This window comes from Streptomyces sp. NPDC031100, assembly GCF_055570785.1.
Window position 1 is genome coordinate 175,565 of sequence record NZ_JBVIGN010000001.1, and the last position, 20,599, is coordinate 196,163.

Here is a 20,599-nt window from a genome sequence, read left to right on the forward strand (position 1 = left end):
TTGTCACCCCTAGCTGGTTCCGGAGCGAACCCGCTTCGTGACCCCGCGGACCGACGGCTCCCGCGCATCGCGGGGCCGTCGGGCCTGGTCATCTTCGGCGTCACGGGCGACCTGTCACGCAAGAAGCTGATGCCCGCGGTCTACGACCTCGCGAACCGGGGTCTGCTGCCGCCGGGCTTCTCCCTGGTGGGCTTCGCCCGCCGCGAGTGGGCGCACGAGGACTTCGCCGCCGAGGTCCACGACGCCGTCAAGGCGCACGCCCGTACGCCGTTCCGCGAGGAGGTCTGGCAGCAGCTCATCCAGGGGATGCGCTTCGTCCAGGGCACCTTCGACGACGACGACGCCTTCGAGCGGCTGCGCGCCACCATCGAGGAACTGGACAAGGCCCAGGGTACGGGCGGCAACTTCGCCTTCTACCTGTCGGTGCCGCCGCGCTCCTTCCCGGTGGTCATCCAGCAGCTGAAGAAGCACGGGCTGGCCGACCAGACCGGGGGCTCCTGGCGGCGCGCGGTCATCGAGAAGCCGTTCGGCCACGACCTGGAGTCGGCCGAGGAGCTGAACAAGGTCGTGCACGAGGTGTTCGAGCCGGACCAGGTGTTCCGGATCGACCACTATCTCGGCAAGGAGACCGTCCAGAACATCCTGGCGCTGCGCTTCGCCAACACGATGTTCGAACCGGTCTGGAACCGGTCCTTCGTGGACCATGTGCAGATCACCATGGCCGAGGACATCGGCATCGGCGGCCGCGCCGGCTACTACGACGGCATCGGCGCCGCCCGTGACGTCATCCAGAACCACCTGCTCCAGCTGCTCGCGCTGACCGCGATGGAGGAGCCCGCCTCCTTCGGTGCGGATGCGCTGGCGGCGGAGAAGACCAAGGTGCTGGGCGCGGTCCGGCTGCCGAAGGACCTGGGCCGCAGCACCGTGCGCGGCCAGTACGCGGCCGGCTGGCAGGGCGGCGAGAAGGTCATCGGCTACCTCGAAGAGGACGGCATCGACGCGAGGTCGAAGACCGACACCTACGCGGCCGTGAAGCTGGAGATCGACAACCGCCGCTGGGCGGGCGTCCCCTTCTATCTGCGCACCGGCAAGCGGCTCGGCCGCCGGGTCACCGAGATCGCCGTCGTCTTCGGGCGGGCCCCGCACTCCCCCTTCGACACGACGGCCACCGAGGAGCTGGGGCAGAACGCGGTCGTCATCCGCGTCCAGCCCGACGAGGGCGTCACCGTCCGCTTCGGCTCCAAGGTGCCGGGCACCTCGATGGAGATCCGGGACGTGTCGATGGACTTCGCCTACGGCGAGTCGTTCACGGAGTCGAGCCCGGAGGCGTACGAGCGGCTGATCCTGGACGTGCTGCTGGGCGACGCCAACCTCTTCCCGCGCACGGAGGAGGTCGAGCTGTCCTGGAAGATCCTCGACCCGGTCGAGGAGTACTGGGACAAGCACGGCAGGCCGGCTCAGTACCCGTCGGGCACCTGGGGTCCCGCCGAGGCGGACGAGATGCTCGCACGAGACGGACGGAGCTGGCGCAGGCCATGAAGATCGACCTGACCGGCACCACCGCCGGCGAGATCAACAAGGCGCTGGTGCAGGGCCGCCGCGCGATCGGCACCCCCGCCGTCGGCATGGTCCTCACCCTCGTCATCGTCACCGACGAGGAGAACGCCTACGACGCCCTGAAGGCCGCCAACGACGCCTCGCGCGAGCACCCCTCGCGCACGCTGGTGGTCATCAAGCGCGTCTCCCGCTCCCCGCGCGACCGTACGACGTCCCGTCTGGACGCCGAGGTGCGGGTGGGCGCGGACGCGGGCACCGGCGAGACGGTGGTGCTGCGGCTGTACGGCGAGGTCTCCGAGCATGCCGACTCGGTCGTCCTGCCACTGCTGCTGCCGGACGCCCCGGTCGTCGTCTGGTGGCCGGTGAACGCCCCGCTGGATCCGGCGAAGGACCCGCTGGGCGCGCTCGCCCAGCGCCGGGTCACCGACACCTACTCCGCCGAGCAGCCGGTACGGGAGCTGGCGGCCCGCGCCGAGGCCTACAGGCCCGGCGACACGGACCTGTCCTGGACCCGGATCACGCCGTGGCGCTCGATGCTGGCGGCGGCCCTGGACCAGGTGGTCTGCGAGGTGGAGGCCGTCGAGGTGGAGGGCGAGGAGTTCAACCCGAGCTGCGAGCTGCTGGCCATGTGGCTCGCGGACCGGCTCGACGTGCCCGTCAAGCGCTCCCTCTCCTCGGGCCCCGGCCTGACGGCCGTCCGCATGGACACGAGCTGCGGCCCGATCGTCCTGGACCGCGCCGACGGTTCGCTGGCCACCCTGGCCATCGAGGGCCAGCCGGCCCGCGCGGTGGCGCTCAAGCGGCGGGACACCGCCGAGCTGATGGCGGAGGAGCTGCGCCGGCTCGACCCGGACGACACCTACGCGTCGGCGCTGCGCTACGGCGTGGAGCGGCTGAACCCGGCCGCCGAGCCGGCCTCTGCGGAGCCGGTGGCGCAGACCGCCAAGGCTCCTGCCAAGAAGGCGGCCGCCAAGAAGGCTCCGGCGGCTCCGGCGAAGAAGGCGGCGGCGAAGTGAGCACTCCGCAGCTGGTCGTGCACCGCGACAAGGACCTGATGGCGCAGGCCGCCGCGGCCCGCCTGATCACGAAGATCGTGGACGCGCAGGCCTCCCGGGGCCACGCGTCCGTGGTCCTCACGGGCGGCCGCAACGGCAACGGCCTGCTGGCCGCGCTGGCGGCGGCTCCCGCGCGGGACGCCGTCGACTGGAGCCGGCTCGACCTGTGGTGGGGCGACGAGCGCTACCTCCCCGAGGGCGACCCGGAGCGCAACGTCACGCAGGCCCGCGCGGCCCTGCTGGACGCCGTACCGGTGGACCCGGCGCGCGTCCACGCCATGCCCGCCTCCGACGGTCCCTACGGTGCGGACGTGGAGGCGGCGGCGGAGGCGTACGCGGCGGAACTGGCGAAGTCGGCCGGCCCGGAGAACCACGGCTCGGTTCCCTCCTTCGACGTCCTGATGCTGGGCGTCGGCCCGGACACCCACGTGGCCTCGCTCTTCCCGGAGCTGCCCGCGGTCCGGGAGACGGAGCGCACGGTGGTCGGCGTCCACGGTGCCCCCAAGCCCCCGCCGACCCGGATCTCCCTCACCCTCCCGGCGATCCGCTCGGCCCGCGAGGTCTGGCTCCTCGCGGCCGGCGAGGACAAGGCCCAGGCGGTGGCCATCGCCCTGTCGGGCGCGGGCGAGGTCCAGGCACCGGCGGCGGGAGCATACGGCCGCCAGCGCACCCTGTGGCTGCTGGACGCGGCCGCGGCCTCGCAGCTGCCGCGCTCGCTGTATCCGCCGGCGTCCCCGTAGGTTTCGTCGCGCACAGGGGCCGGTGGCCGGTGGCCCACCGGCCCCTGTCCTGCCTTCAACCCTCCTGCCCGCGCACGGCGTTGACCCGCTCCGGCCCTCCGTCGAGCCTGCCCCGGCGACGCAGTTCCGCGACGTCGGCGGCCAGGCAGTCCCGGATGTCCCTGCCGATGCGGCGCCATCCGAAGAAGTCGCAGGCCTGCTTGATGAGCTCGTCCTCGGACATGCCAGGGCACTCTGCGGCCAGTTCGTACAGCACCAGGTGACGTTCGGCCCGTGCGATGAGGACGACCTTGCGTGGTGTGGCGTCGTCCTCCGGGTGCCGGGCCTTCAGCTCTCCTCGGCCCGCCGCGTCGTAGAAGGCACCGTCCGCGCGCACGAGGCCCGAGCGGACCAGCGTACGCGCCACTTCCCGGACGTTGTCCCGGATGCGGTTGCCCGCGCGCCCGACGCCCCAGGCCTCGCGTGCCCGCTGGACCATCAGGTCCTCGTGGATGGGCCCTTCGGTTTCGATGATCTGCGCCAGCACCTTGCGCAGCGCGGGCCGGGCCTCGGGCGTGTGCAGTTCGTGGCGTGGGACGACGGTGATGGCACTCGTCCGGTAGGGGGCGCTCCAGTCGCGCTGCGTCCCCTTGTCGACGGGGACCCGCGCATACGCCGTCTCCGTGCGCGCCGACGCCTGGCCGCTGCCCAGAACGGGCGGCCGCCCGTCGAAGGAGGCAGGCGACGTCGACTCGGCGAGCGGGCCCTGTGCGACGGCCTGCTCGACCGCTTCCCGCAGGCGCAGCTCGGCTGCGGCGCGCCCCCGGTACCAGTCGGTGCCCCAGATGCGGTGCAGGCGCCAGCCGAGCCCGTTCAGAACCTGCTCGCGCAGCCGGTCCCGGTCGCGGGCCGCCTTGGAGGAGTGGTACATGGCGCCGTCGCACTCGACGCCGAGGGCGTAGGCGCCCGGCAGTTCCGGGTGGCGTACGCCGAGGTCGATGCGGTAGCCGGCGACGCCGACCTGTGGCTGGACCTGGTAGCCCCAGCCCCGCAGGACCGCGAGGACGGACTCCTCGAAGAGGCTCTCCGGTTCGGTATCAGCCTGGACGACGTCCCGGGCTAGGACCGACGGGCCGTTCTCGGCGTATTCGAGGTAGCGCTTCAAGTACTGCATGTTCTCGTTGGGGCTGTCCGCCAGGCTCGTACCGCGGAAGGAGGCCACCACCTCCATGCGGTACCGGGCGCGGGTCACCGCCACGTTGAGCCGGCGCCAGCCCCCACGCTTGTTGACCGGACCGAAGTTGAGCCCCACCTTGCCGTGTTCATCGGGGCCGTAGCCGATGGACATGATCATCACGTCACGCTCGTCGCCCTGCACGGACTCCAGGTTCTTGACGAAGAAGCCGTCGAGACGGTCCTCGGTGAAGCAGTGGTCGAGGTCGGGGCGGGCCAGCCGGGCCTGTTGCACGGCCTGGTCGATCGCCGAGGCCTGTGCCTGGGAGAGGGCGACGATGCCGAGGGTCTTGCCGGGGCGGGTGTCGAAGTGGTGGATGACGCGCCGCGCGACGAAGTCCGCCTCCGCACGGTTGTCCTTGCGCCCGCCCTTGTCGTAGACGCCGTCGGCCTTGAAGAAGGCGACGCCGACGCCGTTGCCCTCGACTAGGGCTCCGGGGAAGGTGATCATCGAGTTGTCGTAGAACTCGCGGTTGCTGAAGGTGATCAGGTTTTCGTGGCGGCTGCGGTAGTGCCAGCGCAGTGGCAGTTCCCGCATGGCGCCGGCCTTGCAGGCCTGCAGCAGGGACTCGAAGGAGTCCGGTACGTCCTCGGCGTACTCGTCGGAGTCGTCGTCGACGGAGGAGTCGAAGAACGAGGTCGGCGGCAGCTGTTTGTCGTCGCCGGCGACGATCAGGGTGCGGCCCCGGTAGATGCAGTTGACCGCATCGCTGGGCCGGACCTGGGAGGCCTCGTCGAACACGACCACATCGAAGTGGAAGTCGGGCGGCAGGAACTGACTGACCGTCAGCGGACTCATCATGAAGCACGGCTTGATGGCCTGTACGACCTCGCGGGTCCTGCCGAGCAGTTCACGCACCGGCATGTGCCGGGTCTTCTTCTCCGCTTCCCGGACGATGACGGCGCCGGCCCCGCCGGCGAAGCTGCGCGGCCGGCGCCTGTTGCACGCCTCGATCACGGCGCCGGACGCGGCGGCGACGAGCCGCCGGTCGGCCTCCCGGAAATCGGCCACGCGCGCGTCGAGGTCGTCGGAGCGGGTGCTGCGCAGCCGCGGGTCGCTGGAAAGGATGCCGTCCGCCCAGGCGCGCAGCAGCCCCTGCTCCACCATGTCGGGCAGGCGGTCCGGTGCGAGGCCGCGCTCGGCAGCGCCCGTGACGAGAGCGTCCGCTCCGTGCCGGGCGAGTACGGCGATGCCGTCTAGGTGGGCGCGCCAGACGTCGGGCCCTTCCGGATCGGCGAGCAGGGCGCAGATCACCTGCCTGGCCTGGTCCAGGGGGCCCAGCAGGGAGGGCGACAGCTGCGTGCGGCGGGCGGTGTCGAACAGGTCGATCAGGTCGGTCACGGCGCGGTTCCAGCGCTCGGCCCGGGCTGCGGCGGCGGCGCACCAGGCACCGAGCGACCTGCGGATGTTCTCGGCGAGGAGGGCCGGGAGGGGATCGGGCTCGGCGTCGTCGGCCAGGCGGTCGGTGAGCAGGGCGCGGCGTTCGGCATCCCGGCTCAGCGTCGCGATGCGGTCGGCTGTCGTCAGGGCCCGGTCGAGGTCGGCACACGCGTCCTGGGTACGCGGGGTGTACCTGCCGAGGAGGGCGCTGTGCCCGTCGGCCAGGCGGGTCACCTCTGCAGCGGCCTGCCGCCAGGCGAGCGCCTGCTCCAGCCGGCCCAGCAGCGACTTGTCCCAGGTGCCGGCGTGAGTGAGCTCGGCCACTCGCCGACGGTCCTCCTTGTACTGCGCGGAGAAGCGAGCCATCAGTCCGCGGTGCTGATCGGCGAAGCGGTGCACGAGGGCGGGCAGGTCGGCGGCGGTGAGGACGTGCTCCTGGAAGACGTCGCCAGCCGTCGCACGGGCCGTGGCCTGGGCCTCCAGGGCCGTACGCAGCTCCTGGGCCGCCGTGTGGGCCCGGCGCAGGGAATCGGCGTCGAACCAGCCGCCCGGCGGGCGATGGCCCGATGTGGTCAGGTCGGCGAGCTCGCACAGGGCGAACGCGGCCTCGGGGCGGTCGGCCTTCGGCATGCCGAGCATGTCGGCGAGCTGGGCGACCTGGGCGGAGACGTCTTCCGGCAGGCTGCTGTCCGCCGGATCCGCCGCCCCGTCCGGGGGCCCCGCCCGCAGCAGGCGGACGAGCTGCTGGACCTCGCGTACCGACCGGGGCTCGTCCTGGGTGGCGGCGAAGGGACGGCGGCTGGCCACCGTGAGCAGGGCTTCGAGGGCGTCGGAGGCCTCGGAGACCACCTGGTGCGCGTATACGCCGACCAGCCCCCGCCAGGCGAAGGAGTCGCCCTCGGCGGCGGGCCGCCAGGCGCGGGCGACCGCCCGCGCGGCGGCCCCGAGCTCCTGCAGGGCGCTGGCGGTCAGAGTTCGGACAACCTTGGCGTTCTCCGCGGCGAGCGGCAGGTTCGGGGTGGCGGACTGCTCCAGCAGCACCAAGCGCCCGAGGACGTCGTGGAGCGTGCGTCCCAGGGGCTCGCGGGTCTCGTTCATGGCGGCGGCGTACGCGGACAGCTCCTCGCGCAACTTCCGGGCGCGCTCCAGTTCGTGCTCGGCGGCTCCGGTGACGCGCGCCTCGGTGGTCAGCACCCGGGCGAGTTCGGTGGCCACGGCCTTCTTGCTCGTGTCACCGCTGTGCAGGGCCATGACGAAGTCCCCGAGACCGACCCCGCGCAGCCGGTTGCGCACGACGTCGAGTGCCGCAGCCTTCTCGCTGACGAACAGCACGCTACGACCGGCGTGCATGAGCGCGGCGATCATGTTGGTGATGGTCTGGCTCTTGCCGGTGCCGGGCGGGCCACTCATGACGAAGGACCGGTGGTCGAGGGCGGCGGCCACGCATTGCCGCTGCGAGGCGTCGGCGTCGAGGACCAGGGGCGTCTTCTCGGGCAGCTGGATGTCGTCGATGCGGTCCGGATCGGGGGGTTCGAAGGCGATCAGGTCGGCGGGCAGGCCCGTGTCCGGTCCGAGGGCTACGGCCCGCACCAGCGGGTGGCCGAGGATCTGCTCCTCGTTCTGCTGGAGGTCCTGGTACATCGCCTCACGGTGCGAGGCGAACAGGCCCAGCACCACCCGCTCCTGGACCGTACAGCCCTGCAGGCCGGCCGCGACCGAGCGGGCCGCGGCGAGCACTCCGGGCAGATCGGCGGTGTCGGCACCGGTGACGGAGCTCCAGTCGACACCGAGCCGGTCGAGTTTCACCGCGAGCGCCGGATTGTGGATCCGCTCCTGGTCCTCGGCCGGGTGGAGCCGGTAGCGGCGGTTGCCGTCCCGGCGCAGTTCGACCGGGACCAGAAGCAGCGGAGCGGCACTGCTCTCGTGGGCGTCGGCCTCACGCCAGCCGAGCATGCCGACACCGAGCCACAGCACCCAGAGTCCGTAGTCGTTGTACATCTGGCCGGACTTCTGGCGCAGTTGGTAGAGCGCACTGTCCAGGGACGCCTGGGTGCTCTTCTGGGTCACCAGCCCAGGGCCAGGCGGCCGACCGGCGGTCCCGCCGTGTACGTCGTCGGCCTTCTCGAGGCCCACGCCCGCCGCCCTCTCGGGCACCGGTGCAAACTCCCAGCCCCGCGCCAGGTCCGCGAGCAGGGCTGCGGCGCCGGGCGTGGTGATCTCCAGGGTTGCCGTTCTGGTGTGACGGAAGTTCAGGAGCCGATTGCGCCCTCCCATGTCCAGCAGGGAGTTCCGCCAACTGTCGAGGACGGCCGTCATCATGGGCTGGGGCTGATGGGCCATGTGGTGGATACCTCCCGAGCGGCACACAGGGGTAGCCACCCTCACAGGCCCCCCTGGAGGTATCTCCCTATCAGTTCACGTCTCCTGACACACTGCAGATCGGCAACACGGTATGGATCTGTTGTGAGAAAACGGTATACATCGCGTGATCTTCGGTTCGCTCACTTGACCGACCCCGCCATCACCCCCTGCACAAAGTGCCGCTGGAACGCGAAGAACACCACCACCGGCACGATCAGGGACAGGAACGCCCCCGGCGCCAGGACATCGATGTTGCTGCCGAACTGGCGGATCTGGGACTGGAGTTCGACCGTCAGGGGCTGGGAGGAGCTGTCGGCGAAGAGCAGGGCCACCAGCATGTCGTTCCAGACCCAGAGGAACTGGAAGATGGCGAGGCTCGCGATGGCCGGGCGGCCCACCGGCAGGACGAGCCGGGTGAAGATGCGCCACTCGCTGCCGCCGTCCATCCGTGCCGCCTCCAGCATCTCCTTCGGCATCTCGGCGAAGTAGTTCCGCAGCAGGAACACCGCGAAGGGGAGGCCGTAGGCGACGTGGAAGAGGACGACGCCGGGAATCGTGCCGAACAGGCCCAGTTGGCCGAAGAGTTTGGCCACGGGCAGCAGACCGATCTGTACCGGGACCACCAACAGGGCCACGACCAGCAGGAAGAGCGCCTCACGGCCGGGGAAGTCCAGCCAGGCGAAGGCGTAGCCGGCGAGGGCCGCGATGACCACGACGAGTGTCGTGGCCGGCACCGAGATCAGGACCGTGTTCCAGAAGGCCTGGGTCATCCCGGCGTTCTTCAGCAGCGCCGAGTAGTTGTCGAAGGACAGCTGCCCGGGACTGGCCAGGGCCGTCCACCAGCCGCCCTTCGCCGTGTCCTGGGCCGAGCGGAGAGAGGAGAGGAACAGGCCCGCGAGCGGGGTCAGCCACACCAGGCCGATCACCACCAGGAAGGCCTGCACCAGGCTGTTGCCAAGGCCACGCCTGACCGCAGTCATCGCCGAGTTCATCGCTGGCTCCTTCGGAATCGGCGGACGTTGAAGACCATCGCGGGGATCACCAGGAGCAGGAGCAGCACGCCGAGGGCGCTGCCCAGCCCCTGGTTGTTTCCGCCGCCGAAGGACACCAGCCACATCTGGGTCGCGAGGACGGTGGCGTCCTCCTGCACGGGGCCCGGCGCGATGATGTAGACGAGGTCGAAGACCTTCATCACGTTGATCACGAGGGTCACGAAGACGACCGTCAGGACGGGCGCCAGCAGCGGCACCGTGATCCGGCGGAAGATCTGCCACTCGTTCGCCCCGTCCATCCGGGCCGCCTCCAGGGCGTCCCGGGGCAGGGCCGACAGGCCCGCGCCGATCAGCACCATCGCGAAGCCCGTCCAGATCCACAGGTACGCGCCGATGATCGCCGGGGTGACGAGCGTCGGGCCGAGCCAGGAGATGCCCTGGTAGGGCGGGGCGAAGTTCGACGCGGGCAGTTTCACCGTGTACGAGCCCTTGCCGAGCCCCGAGAAGTGGAAGGAGCCGTCGGACGCGGTCGTCGTGTCGGCGACCGTCCTGCCGTCGCGCAGCGCCTCGACCTTCATCCCGGGCAGGCCGCTCTCCTTCGGGTCGACCCTGCCCTGCTTCCCTCCCCCGCCGGGCGTGAAGTCCAGGTAGACGACACCGCGCAGCTCGTCGGCGGCGGCCTTGCCGGCCGCGGCCGGGTAGGCGGGCGAGGCGCCCTTCGGCAGGTCCTTGGGCAGTACGCCCACCAGGCCGAGGGCCACCGAGCGGCCCGGGGACAGGTCCGTGGTCGTCAGGTACGAGCCGTCCCGGCCGGGGGCGAGCCCCTGCCCGTCACGCGCTCGGGCTGCCGGATACGACGAGGTCCCCTTGAACGCGTCGTGGACGGAGACCACGGCCGCATTGAGGACACCCTTGTCCGGGTCCTCGTCGTAGGCGAGCCGGAAGATGATGCCTGCGGCCAGGAAGGACACGGCCATCGGCATGAACAGCAGGAGCTTGAAGGCGGTGGCCCAGCGCACCTTCTCCACCAGGACGGCCAGGATCAGGCCCAGTCCGGTGAGCAGGGCCGGGGCCACGACCACCCAGATCGTGGTGTTGCGGACGGCCTTCAGGGTCGCCGGGTCGCGGAACATCTCGGCGTAGTTGTCGCCGCCCACGAACCGGGTGCCGGAGGCGTCGAAGAAGCTGCGGCCGACGGAGAACAGCACCGGGTAGACGACGAGGGCGCCGAGCAGGAGCAGGGCGGGGAAGACGAAGAGCAGGGCGACGGTCCGGGCGCGCCGCCGGCCGCGGCGCCCGCGGGCCGCGCCGGCGGCCCGCGGGTTCGCCTCTTTGTGTACGAGCGTGGCGGTCATGGTTCCGGTCAGCCCTGGTAGGCCTTGGCCGCCGCGGCCTCCAGCTTCGCCGCGGTCCCCTTCGGGTCGGAGGGGTCGCGCAGGAAGTCCTGGAGCAGCTTCCACTCGCCGGTGCCCTTGGTGCCGCCGAAGGCCGCCGGTGCCTGGTCGGACATGTCGAAGCGGACCGAGTCGCCGGCCGAGACGAGGGACTTGGCGGTGGCCCGGGTGACGTCGTCGCTGTAGGAGGCGAGGTCGAGCTTCTTGTTCGGGGACAGGAAGCCGCCTGCCTTGGCCCATACGGCCGCCGCCTCTGGGGTGGCCAGGTACTCCAGGAGCTTCATGCCGGCCTTGGCGTTCTTGCCGTCCTTGAGGACGACGGCCGCGTCGCCGCCGCTGACCACGGGTGCGGTGCCGCCGCCGACCGCGGGGAACGGGAAGAAGTTCGCGTCCTTGCCGATGGTCTTCTGGAACTGGTCATGGGCGACCCCGGCGACGAAGTCGCCCTCGAAGACCATGCCGGCCTCGGGCTTGGGACCGAATACCTTCTCCACCGAGCTGGGGAAGTCGGTGTTCAGCGCCTCCTTCTGGCCGCCCGCGATCAGCTGCTTGTCCTTGAAGAGCTTGCCCAGCGTGGTGAGCGCCTTGACGACTGAAGCATCCGTCCACTTCAGCTTGTGGGCGGCGAGGGCGTCGTACTTCTCGGGTCCGGCCTGGGAGAGGTAGATGTTCTCGAACCAGTCGGTGAGGGTCCAGCCGTCCTGACCTGCGACGGCGAAGGCCGCGAGCCCGGAGTCGGAGACGGTGTGCCCGGCCTTGAGCATCTCGTCGTAGGTCTTGGGCGGCTGAACGCCGGCCTGGGCGAGGGCGTCGGGGCTGTACCAGACGGTCGACTTGTGGGCGGCCTTGAAGTAGAGGCCGTAGAGGGTGCCGTCGATGCTGCCGTACTTCTTCCACACGGGCGCGAAGTCGGTGTCGACGGTCTGCCGGGCGGTCGGGGACAGCGGCTTGAGCCAGCCCTTCTGCGCGAACTGCTGGAGCACGCCGACCTGCGGGACCATCACCACGTCGGGCGCGTTGCCGCCCTCGATCTTGCTGCCGACGACGGTGGAGACGTTGTCGCCGGTGGAGACGAACTGTGTCGTGGCACCGGTCTTCGCGGTGAACGCGTCCAGTACCTTCTGGAAGTTCTTCTGCTCGCTGCCGGACCAGACGCCAGCCACGGTGACGGTCTGGCCGCTGAGCGCCTTGTCACCACCGCCCGCGCTCACCGGGCCGCCGCCGCAGGCGGTCGCGCCGAGGGCCAGGGCGAGGGCGGTGCAGCCCGTGAGCAGGGTCGTACGTCGTCGCATCATCATCGATGTCCCTTCAGGGGATGGGAGTTGACCGAAAACCGTGCGGATCAGAGGTCGTTCAGCCACCAGGCCGCTGTCGAACCGGGCAGCACCCCGGCCGGGCACGGACCGCTGGACAGCAGGGGGGTGCCGGAGACCGGCGCGGGCGTGGGGGACGTACCGAAGTTGACGGCGCACACCAGGCCGTCGCCGCGGACGAAGGCGAGGACGCCGGGCGGGGTGTCCAGCCAGCGCAGCGAGCCCTCGCCCAACTGGGGCAGTGAGGACCGCAGTTGCAGGCCGTCGCGGTACAGGTGCCAGAAGGAGCGGGTGTCGGCGAGGGCGCGGTCGGTGGCGTACTCGGCGAAGTAGGAGGGCTGCGGCAGCCATGGCTTGGCGCCCTCGGCGCCGGAGGTGAAGCCGAACGGGGAGGCCTGTCCGGACCACGGCAGGGGCACCCGGCAGCCGTCGCGTATGCGGGCGCGGCTTCCGGTGCGGTGGAAGATCGGGTCGGTGAGCACGTCGTCGGGCAGGTCGACCACCTCGGGCAGGCCCAGTTCCTCGCCCTGGTAGATGTACGCGGCTCCGGGCAGCGCGAGCATCAGAAGCGCGGCGGCGCGGGCTCGGGCGGCACCGATACCGCTGCCCTCGGTGGCGGGCTCGCCGTAGCGGGTGACGGTGCGGACCTGGTCGTGGTTGTTCAGGACCCAGGTGACCGTGGAGCCCGTGCCGGCTATGTCCTGCATGGCCTCGGAGATGACCTTGCGGAAGGCGTCGGCGTCCCAGGGGGCGCCGAGCAGGTCGAAGAAGAAGGCCTGGTGGAGTTCGTCCGGGCGGACGTACTGGGCGTGTTCGCGGGCCGTGGGCACGGACACCTCGCCGACGAGGAGGCGTTCGCGGCCGTCGCGGGCGGCGTACTCCTCGCACAGGGACCGCCAGCGCCGCCACACCTCGTGCACCTCGGGCTGGTTCCAGGCGAGCGGGTTGACGGAGTCGCGGGTGCGGGCGTCGGCCTCCGGATCGTCCGAGTCGGGCAGTTCGGGGTGCTTGTAGAGGCCGGCGGCGACGTCGATGCGGAAGCCGTCGACGCCCCGGTCCAGCCAGAAGCGCAGGACGCGGTCGAACTCGGCGGCGACCTCGGGGGTGCGCCAGTTCCAGTCGGGCTGCTCGGGCGTGAACATGTGCAGGTACCACTGGCCGTCGCCGACTCTGGTCCAGGCCGGGCCGCCGAACATGGCGTGCCAGTTGTTGGGCGGCTCGCTGCCGTCCGGACCGCGGCCGTCGGCGAAGTGGAAGCGGGCTCGGGCCGGGCTGCCGGGCTCGGCGGCGAGGGCCTCGCGGAACCACGGGTGCTCGCTGGAGCAGTGGTTGGGGACGATGTCCAGGAGCACCTTGATGCCGAGCCGCCGGGCGGCCGCCATCAGCAGGTCGAACTCGGCGAGGTCGCCGAAGAGCGGGTCGACGCCGCAGTAGTCGGCGACGTCGTAGCCGTGGTCGTGCTGGGGCGAGGGGTAGAAGGGGCTCAGCCAGATGCCGTCGACGCCGAGCTTCTTCAGGTACGGCAGTCCGGCGCGGACCCCGGCCAGATCGCCGATGCCGTCCCCGGTGCTGTCCAGAAAGCTGCGGACGTACACCTGGTAGATCACGGCGTCGCGCCACCAGTGGTACTTACTCAACATGCATGCATGTTAGGTAGGCGTATCGCGAGAGTGTCAATGAAAAGAACAGATGCTACTGCAGAGTTGGGGCGCCAAATACGGACTTATCCGGGCACTCGTGCAACAGATGAGATGTCCGCGTTACCTAACAAGTAACTAGTGGCTGGAGACGGCCGCCAGCTCGCGCGCCAGTCGCCGTACCGCCGCCGCAGGCGTCTCGTGCCCGGTCAGCGCGTCGTGCACGACCGCCTGCACCACCAGGCTGACCTGGTCGTAGTGCGGGCTCTTGGGGCGCGGGGCGGCCGTGAGCACGGCGGCGCGCAGGGTCGGCAGATAGGGGAACTGCCGTACCAGCGTGGGATCTTCGTAGAGCGCGGCCCGCACGGGCGGCAGCGCGCCCCGGGTGAGCACCTGGCGCTGCACGCTCGCGCTGGTGAGGTAGGCGATCAGGCGCGCGGCCGAATCGGGGTGCCGGGCGTGGGCGTTGACGGCCAGGTTGGAGCCGCCGAGGACGCTCGTCCCCGGCCCGTCCGGCCCGGGCAGCGGTACGGCGCCGATCCGGCCGGCGACCTTGGAGCCCCTGGCCGAGGCCACGGCGTAGGCGTAGGGCCAGTTGCGCAGGAAGAGCAGCCGGCCGTCCTGGAAGGCCTGCTTGGACTCCTCCTCCTTGTACGTCAGCGCCGCCCTCGGGATCCAGCCCTCGCCGAGGCCACGGGCGAGGAAGCCGATGCCCTCGCGGGCGGCGTCCGAGTCCACGGTGACGCGGGCGCCCTCGTCGCCGAGGATGGTGCCGCCCGCCGAGTACACGGCCTCGGCCGCGTTGACGGTCAGGCCCTCGTAGGGGAGGAGCTGGCCCGCGTAGCCGTCCAGGCCGTGCCGGGGCGCGATGGTCTTCGCGTCGTGCTCCAGCTCGGCCCAGGTGCGCGGCGGCGGCACGCCCTCCTCGGCGAGGACGTCCTTGCGGTAGAGCAGCAGTCCGGCGTTGGTGACGTACGGCACGGCGTACAGCCGCCCGTCGTACGTGGCGGTGTCCACGACCGGCGGCAGGAAGGTCTTCAGCGGGAAGCGGTCCGGGGGCAGCGGACGGATCCAGCCGGCGGCCGCGAACTCCGAGGTCCAGTTGACGTCGATGTTGAGGACGTCGAACCGGCCCCGGTCGCCGCCGCGCAGGTCGGTGGTCATCTGCGCATGGGTCTCGTCGGCGGAGTCCGGCAGCTCGACGAGGGTGACCTTCTCGGCGGGATGCGTACGGTTCCAGCCCTCGAGGAGGGGGCCGAGGTAACCGGTGAGGTCACCGGCGGTGGCCAAGGTGAGCGGCCCCCGCTGATCGCCCTCGTCGGCCTGCGCGCCGGAGGCCACGTACCCGGTGAGGACCACGGCCAGAACGAGGAGGCCCCTACCGGCGGCGCGCATCCACCGCATAGGTTCCTCCCTGAACACGTACACCCGGCCACGGGCACCCTCGCCCGGCGGTCAGAGGCCATGTATACCTGTTAGGTATGGGCGATACTAGGGCCTGGAGCACATTGACGAGAACGGGAGGACAGCACGAGTGCGCCTGCCCCTCCTGGCACTCCTCGCGCGCGGCCCGGCCCACGGCTACGAGCTGAAGCAGGACCTTGAGCAACTGCTGGGCTCCGCGTACCCTCAGCCGAACGTCGGCCAGATCTACGTGACCCTCGGCCGCCTCGAGAAGTCGGGACTGATCGAGGGCGAGGACGTCGAGCAGTCCAGCCGGCCCAACAAGAAGGTCTACCACCTCACCGATGCCGGGCGGGAGGCGCTGCACGCCTGGTTCGAGGAGGCCGAGGACGAGCCGCGGGTCCGGGACGAGTTCTTCATGAAGCTGGCGCTCGCCCCGCAGACCGGTCTCGCCGACCAGATCGCCCTCATCAACAAGCAGCGGCGCCAGTACCTCAACACCATGCGCAACCTGTCGAAGCTGGCCGCGGCCGAGAATCGGGACAACCGAATCGCCCATCTGCTCATCGAGGGCGCGATGCTGCACCTGCAGGCCGACCTCGACTGGCTGGAGCGGTGCCAGGAGGAACTGGAGGAGCTGGAGTGAGTGACGGCCGGTCTCCTGCACTGTGCGCCGAGGGTCTGGTGAAGACCCACTACGGCGAGGGCGCGCCCGCGCATGCCGTCCGCGGGGTCGATCTGAGCGTGGCCCGGGGCGAGTTCGTGGCGATCACGGGACCGTCCGGAGCGGGCAAGTCCACGCTGCTGCACCTGCTCGGCGGGCTCCAGCGGCCGGACGAGGGCAGCATCCGGCTCGACGGCCGGTGCACGGACTCCTTCACCGAGGCGCGCTGGGCGGTGGAGCGCAGGAAGTCCATCGGGATCGTCTTCCAGTTCTTCAACCTGGTGTCGAACCTGTCGGTCGCCGACAACGTGGAGCTGCCCGCCCTGCTCGCCGGAGTCCCGCCGAAGCGGGCCCGGGCCGAGCGCGAGGAGCTGCTGGCCGAACTGGGCCTGGAAGGCAAGGAGCGCAGCATGCCGGGCGAGCTGTCCGGCGGCGAACAGCAGCGGGTGGCGCTCGCCCGCGCCCTGGTCAACCATCCGCCGCTGCTGCTGGCGGACGAGCCGGCCGGCAGCCTGGACAGCAAGGGCACCCGTGAGGTGATGCGGCTGCTGACCCGCTTCCACGGGCGCGGCCAGACCATCGTGCTGGTGACTCATGACGCCCGGCTGGCGAGCGCCGCCGACCGGGTGATCAGCTTCTTCGACGGCCGGATAGCCGACGACGCCGCGTTGGACGGTACCCCGTCCCGGAAGCCCGGGACCTCCGGTGTGCTGGAGCTGAGGGACTGATGGCCCGGCGACTGCCCGAGACCGGGGACTGAGCCGTGCGAGCCACCCTCCGCTGGGCCCACTCCGATCTGCGCACGCACCGCGGCGAGGCGCTGTTCATCGCGCTCGCCACCGCCGGCATCGTCGCCTCGCTGCTGCTGGCCGCCGCACTCTTCGGCTACGCCACCAACCCCTGGCAGCGGACCTTCACCCAGGCGCGCGGGGCGCATGTGTGGATCCACACGGCCGCGTCCGCCGACGCCGGCAGACTCGCCCGGCTGGACGGCGTCGAGTCCGTGGCCGGCCCCTACCGGACCGAGTCCGCCACCGTCGCCTCCCGCGGCACCCGTGCCGCCGTGGAGCTGCGCGGCACCCCGCGCCTGCCCTCCGTCGGCCGCCCGCTGCTCACCGCCGGCCACTGGCTGGACCCGGCGGAGCCGGACGGCGTCGTCCTGGAGAGCCGCCTGGCCCGGGCCCTGCTGGCCGAGCCCGGCGACACCCTGACCCTGCCCGGTACCACCCGCACCCTGACCGTCGAGGGCATCGCCGACAGCGCCGAGCCCGGCTACAGCCCGGGTGCACAGCCGGGCCTGGTCTGGGCACCGCCGTCCGCCGTCCGCGCCCCGGGCGGCCAGGTGACCGGGCTGCGTCTGAAGGACCCGGCCGACACGGACTACGCCGTCCAGCGTGCCGTGACCGTGCTGGGCGCGGGCGCGGTCGGCGAGGTCTCCACCTGGCAGCAGGCGCGGGCCGAGGCACAGGGCGAGAACCGGCTCCTCGGGCAGGTGCTCGGACTGTTCGGGCTCGGCGCCCTGGCCGCCGCCGGATTCGCCGTGCACGGGGCGATCGGCACCCGTATCCGGGGCCATCTGCGGGACATCTCGGTGCTGAAGGCGATCGGCTTCACGCCCGGCCAGGTCGTGCGGATCTTCCTGCTCCAGCACCTGGCGTACGCCGCGCTGGGTGCGGTGGCCGCGGCCGCGCTCACCGAGGGTCTCGGCAACCGGATCCCGGGTCGGCTCGGCGATGCGGTGGGCGTGTGGCAGGGGCTGCCGGCGCACACCGTGGCGCTGTCCGCGGTGCCCGTGGCCGCAGTGCTGTTCATCGGCCTGACGACGGGGCTCGCGGCCTGGCGGGCGGGCCGGGTGCCGCCGGTGCCGGTGCCGCGCCCGTCGGCCCCGGCGGGCGGCCGGCTGACCGGTCTGGCCCGCGCCGCCCTGGGCCTGCGGCTGCCGGCCGCACTGGTCCTGGGCTGTCACAAGGCGTTCGCGGGACGCGGGCGGTCGCTGGCCGGGGTGGCCCGGCTGACGCTTCCGCTGCTGCTGATCGTGGTGGCCCTCAGCGCGTGGACCACCATCGACCGGTTCCACAGCAGCCCGGATCAGGTGGGCCTGCCCACCGCGCTCACGGTCCGCTCGGACGGCGGCATGGACGACACCGACGTACGGGCCCTGCTGGCGGCGGACCACCGGGTCGCCGCCGCCTACCCGGGCGTCGAGGTGGCCGCGCTGGTCCCCGGCCAGACCGGGACGATCGCGCTGCGCGGCCTCGGCACCCGCGCCCGGCCATACCCCTACACCCTCGCCGAGGGCCGCGCCGCGCACGGGCCGGACGAGGCGGTGGCCGGCCAGGGCCTGCTGGACCTGCTGCACATACGGGTCGGAGACTGGGTGCGGATGACGGTGGGCGACCAGCCGCAGATCCTGCACATCGTGGGCCGCAGCATCGAACCGCAGAACGCCGGCCGGGTCGTGACGACCTCCCTCGACACCCTGCGCGAGAACGATCCGCGGCTGTCCCGGGCCTTCTACCAGCTGCGACTGAGCCCCGGCGCCGATCCGCAGCTGGTCGCCTCCGCCCTGTCCGCGGCCGGGCGCGGACACCTGGACGTGCACGCCGTGACCAACCCCGCCGACGGGCTGTCCCCGCTGCGCGCCGTGGTCGCCGGGCTGATCGCCGTGCTCGCCCTCATCGGGCTGGTCGAGCTGCTCACCGCGATCGGCGGGAGCGTCCGGGAGGGCGAGCGGGACATGCTGGCGCTCCGGGCGATCGGCATGTCCCCGCGGCAGATCACGGCGATCACCGTCACGGCGATGAGCTGCACGGCCCTGGCCGCGGCCGTCGCCGGTACCGCCCTGGGGCTGCCGCTGGCCCGTCGGCTGATCGACGCCCAGGGCAGCTCGAGCGGCATCGGCGCCGGGATCACCCGGTCCCCCTCCCCCGGGCTGCTGCTCCTGCTGGGCGCGGCCGCGGTGCTGGGGGCGGCGGGGCTGGCCGCACTGCCCGCGACCCGCGCGGCCCGCAGACGCCTGGCGGACACGCTGAGCGCGGTGGCCTGAGCGCGGTGGCCTGAGCCCGGCTGAGCGCCCGGATCGGAAGGACCTGTCCTTCCGGGCTTCAGGGCGGGCTTCCGGAGCCTTCTTCCCACCACGGCCACCGCGACCGCCGCGGCGGCTCGTCGGGCGGACCTCGGTATGGATCAGCTACGGCCGCGCAGCTCCCGGTACTTGGCGACCAGCGCCTTGGTCGACGCATCCAGGCCGGGCACCTCCGCGCCCTCGGTCAGGGCGGGCTCGACCCGCTTGGCGAGGACCTTGCCGAGTTCCACGCCCCATTGGTCGAAGGAGTCGATGTTCCACACGGCGCCCTGCACGAACACCTTGTGCTCGTAGAGCGCGACCAGTTGACCGAGCACGGACGGGGTCAGCTCGCGCGCGAGGATGGTGGTCGTCGGCCGGTTGCCGGGGAAGGTCTTGTGCGGGACCAGCTCCTCGGGCACGCCCTCCGCACGGACCTCCTCGGCCGTCTTGCCGAAGGCGAGGGCCTGGGTCTGGGCGAAGAAGTTGGCCATCAGCAGGTCGTGCTGGCCCTTGAGGTCACCGCTCAGCTCGGCGACCGGCTCGGCGAAGCCGATGAAGTCCGCCGGGATGAGCTTGGTGCCCTGGTGGATCAACTGGTAGTAGGCGTGCTGCCCGTTGGTGCCGGGCGTGCCCCACACCACCGGCCCGGTCTGCCACTCGACCTGCTTGCCGTCCCGCGCCACGGACTTGCCGTTGGACTCCATGTCCAGCTGCTGGAGATACGCCGTGAACTTGGACAGGTAGTGGCTGTACGGCAGCACCGCGTGCGACTGGGCGTCGTGGAAGTTGTCGTACCAGATGCCCAACAGGCCCAGGAGCAGGGGCACGTTGGACTCCGCGGGCGCTGTGCGGAAGTGCTCGTCGACCAGGTGGAACCCGTCGAGCATCTCCCGGAAGCGGTCCGGGCCGATGGCGATCATCAGGGACAGGCCGATCGCGGAGTCGTACGAGTACCGTCCGCCGACCCAGTCCCAGAACTCGAACATGTTGTCCGGGTCGATGCCGAACTCGGTGACTTTCTCGGCGTTGGTCGACAGGGCGACGAAGTGCTTGGCCACCGCGGACTCTCCCCCATCGAGCGCGTCCAGCAGCCACGTGCGGGCCGAGGTCGCGTTGGTGATCGTCTCGATGGTGGTGAAGGTCTTGGAGGCGATGATGAACAGCGTCTCGGCCGGGTCCAGGTCGCGGGTGGCCTCATGCAGGTCGGCGCCGTCCACGTTCGACACGAAGCGGACGGTGAGGTCGCGGTCGGTGAAGCTGCGCAGCACCTCGTAGGCCATCGCGGGGCCGAGGTCGGAGCCGCCGATGCCGACGTTGATCACGTTCTTGATGCGCTTGCCGGTGTGTCCCGTCCACTGACCCGAACGGACGCGCTCCGCGAAGTCGCTCATCTTGTCCAGCACGGCGTGCACCGCCGGGACGACGTTCTCACCGTCGACCTCGATCACCGCGTCCCGCGGAGCGCGCAGGGCGGTGTGCAGCACCGCCCGGTTCTCGGTGACGTTGATCTTCTCGCCGCGGAACATCGCATCCCGGAGGCCGAAGACGTCCGTCGCGGCGGCCAGCTCGCGCAGCAGCCGCAGTGTCTCGTCGCTGACCAGGTGCTTCGAGTAGTCGACGTACAGGTCACCGACCTGCAGGGTGTACCCGGCGCCGCGCTGCGGATCGGCGGCGAACAGGTCCCGCAGATGGGTGTCGGCCAGCTCCTCCCGGTGCTTGGCGAGAGCGGTCCACTCGGGCGTCTGGTTGAGCCTGGTACGGCCGTCTGCGTTCATTTCCGACTTCAGCCTTCTTTCGTGCCTGTCCCAGCTGTTCCAACCTA

At 71.4% G+C, this 20,599-nt stretch carries 13 protein-coding genes; 6 read left to right on the forward strand and 7 right to left on the reverse strand.

The features are described 5' to 3' along the window. Genes zwf through pgl form a run of 3 tightly spaced genes read left to right on the forward strand, consistent with a single transcriptional unit; the run spans position 1 to position 3,352 of the window. Positions 1 to 1,539, forward strand: coding sequence for a glucose-6-phosphate dehydrogenase (zwf, locus tag ACZ5DS_RS00860; RefSeq protein ID WP_468232642.1), 1,539 nt, complete (start codon positions 1 to 3; stop codon positions 1,537 to 1,539). Continuing rightward, a complete protein-coding gene (gene opcA, locus ACZ5DS_RS00865) occupies positions 1,536 to 2,573 on the forward strand; it encodes a glucose-6-phosphate dehydrogenase assembly protein OpcA (protein ID WP_468232644.1) in 1,038 nt (345 codons plus the stop codon). Before zwf ends, opcA begins: the two co-directional genes overlap by 4 nt. Next, entirely contained in the window at positions 2,570 to 3,352 is a 783-nt protein-coding gene (gene pgl / locus ACZ5DS_RS00870) for a 6-phosphogluconolactonase (RefSeq protein WP_468232645.1), read from the forward strand. The genes opcA and pgl overlap by 4 nt, the downstream gene beginning before the upstream one ends. A 55-nt stretch (positions 3,353 to 3,407) precedes the next feature. Here pgl and ACZ5DS_RS00875 read toward each other — a convergent pair whose 3' ends face one another. The 6 genes from ACZ5DS_RS00875 to ACZ5DS_RS00900 form a co-directional block, all read right to left on the reverse strand. After that, a complete protein-coding gene (locus ACZ5DS_RS00875; RefSeq protein WP_468232647.1) occupies positions 3,408 to 8,285 on the reverse strand; it encodes a DUF3320 domain-containing protein in 4,878 nt (1,625 codons plus the stop codon). Between the two features lie 161 nt (positions 8,286 to 8,446). Further along, the gene (locus tag ACZ5DS_RS00880; RefSeq protein ID WP_468233839.1) at positions 8,447 to 9,286 is read right to left on the reverse strand and encodes a carbohydrate ABC transporter permease; all 840 of its coding nucleotides are present in this window, start codon (positions 9,284 to 9,286) and stop codon (positions 8,447 to 8,449) included. An 8-nt stretch (positions 9,287 to 9,294) separates the two neighbouring features. Beyond that, positions 9,295 to 10,653, reverse strand: a complete 1,359-nt coding sequence (locus tag ACZ5DS_RS00885) for an ABC transporter permease (protein WP_468232649.1) — start codon at positions 10,651 to 10,653, stop codon at positions 9,295 to 9,297. A gap of 8 nt (positions 10,654 to 10,661) precedes the next feature. Then, positions 10,662 to 11,987: an ABC transporter substrate-binding protein gene (locus ACZ5DS_RS00890; protein WP_468233841.1), complete on the reverse strand. Its 1,326-nt coding sequence runs from the start codon at positions 11,985 to 11,987 to the stop codon at positions 10,662 to 10,664. A 47-nt stretch (positions 11,988 to 12,034) separates the two neighbouring features. Then, positions 12,035 to 13,645: a glycoside hydrolase family 13 protein gene (locus ACZ5DS_RS00895; protein ID WP_468232651.1), complete on the reverse strand. Its 1,611-nt coding sequence runs from the start codon at positions 13,643 to 13,645 to the stop codon at positions 12,035 to 12,037. A 135-nt stretch (positions 13,646 to 13,780) separates the two neighbouring features. Beyond that, positions 13,781 to 15,046 (reverse strand): ABC transporter substrate-binding protein, encoded by a 1,266-nt coding sequence (locus ACZ5DS_RS00900; protein ID WP_468232653.1) that lies wholly within the window; start codon positions 15,044 to 15,046, stop codon positions 13,781 to 13,783. A gap of 130 nt (positions 15,047 to 15,176) precedes the next feature. On the opposite strand from ACZ5DS_RS00900, the gene ACZ5DS_RS00905 reads away from it, so the two are divergent. The 3 genes from ACZ5DS_RS00905 to ACZ5DS_RS00915 are packed head-to-tail and all read left to right on the forward strand — an operon-like array spanning position 15,177 to position 18,756. Next, entirely contained in the window at positions 15,177 to 15,692 is a 516-nt protein-coding gene (locus tag ACZ5DS_RS00905; RefSeq protein WP_468232655.1) for a PadR family transcriptional regulator, read from the forward strand. Continuing rightward, positions 15,650 to 16,438, forward strand: a complete 789-nt coding sequence (locus ACZ5DS_RS00910) for an ABC transporter ATP-binding protein (RefSeq protein ID WP_468233843.1) — start codon at positions 15,650 to 15,652, stop codon at positions 16,436 to 16,438. The genes ACZ5DS_RS00905 and ACZ5DS_RS00910 overlap by 43 nt, the downstream gene beginning before the upstream one ends. Positions 16,439 to 16,473: 35 nt before the next feature. Continuing rightward, the gene (locus ACZ5DS_RS00915; protein ID WP_468232656.1) at positions 16,474 to 18,756 is read left to right on the forward strand and encodes an FtsX-like permease family protein; all 2,283 of its coding nucleotides are present in this window, start codon (positions 16,474 to 16,476) and stop codon (positions 18,754 to 18,756) included. Between the two features lie 140 nt (positions 18,757 to 18,896). Here ACZ5DS_RS00915 and pgi read toward each other — a convergent pair whose 3' ends face one another. Beyond that, on the reverse strand, positions 18,897 to 20,552 hold the full coding sequence (pgi, locus tag ACZ5DS_RS00920) for a glucose-6-phosphate isomerase (RefSeq protein ID WP_468232658.1): 1,656 nt from the start codon (positions 20,550 to 20,552) through the stop codon (positions 18,897 to 18,899). Between the last annotated feature and the right edge of the window lie 47 nt (positions 20,553 to 20,599).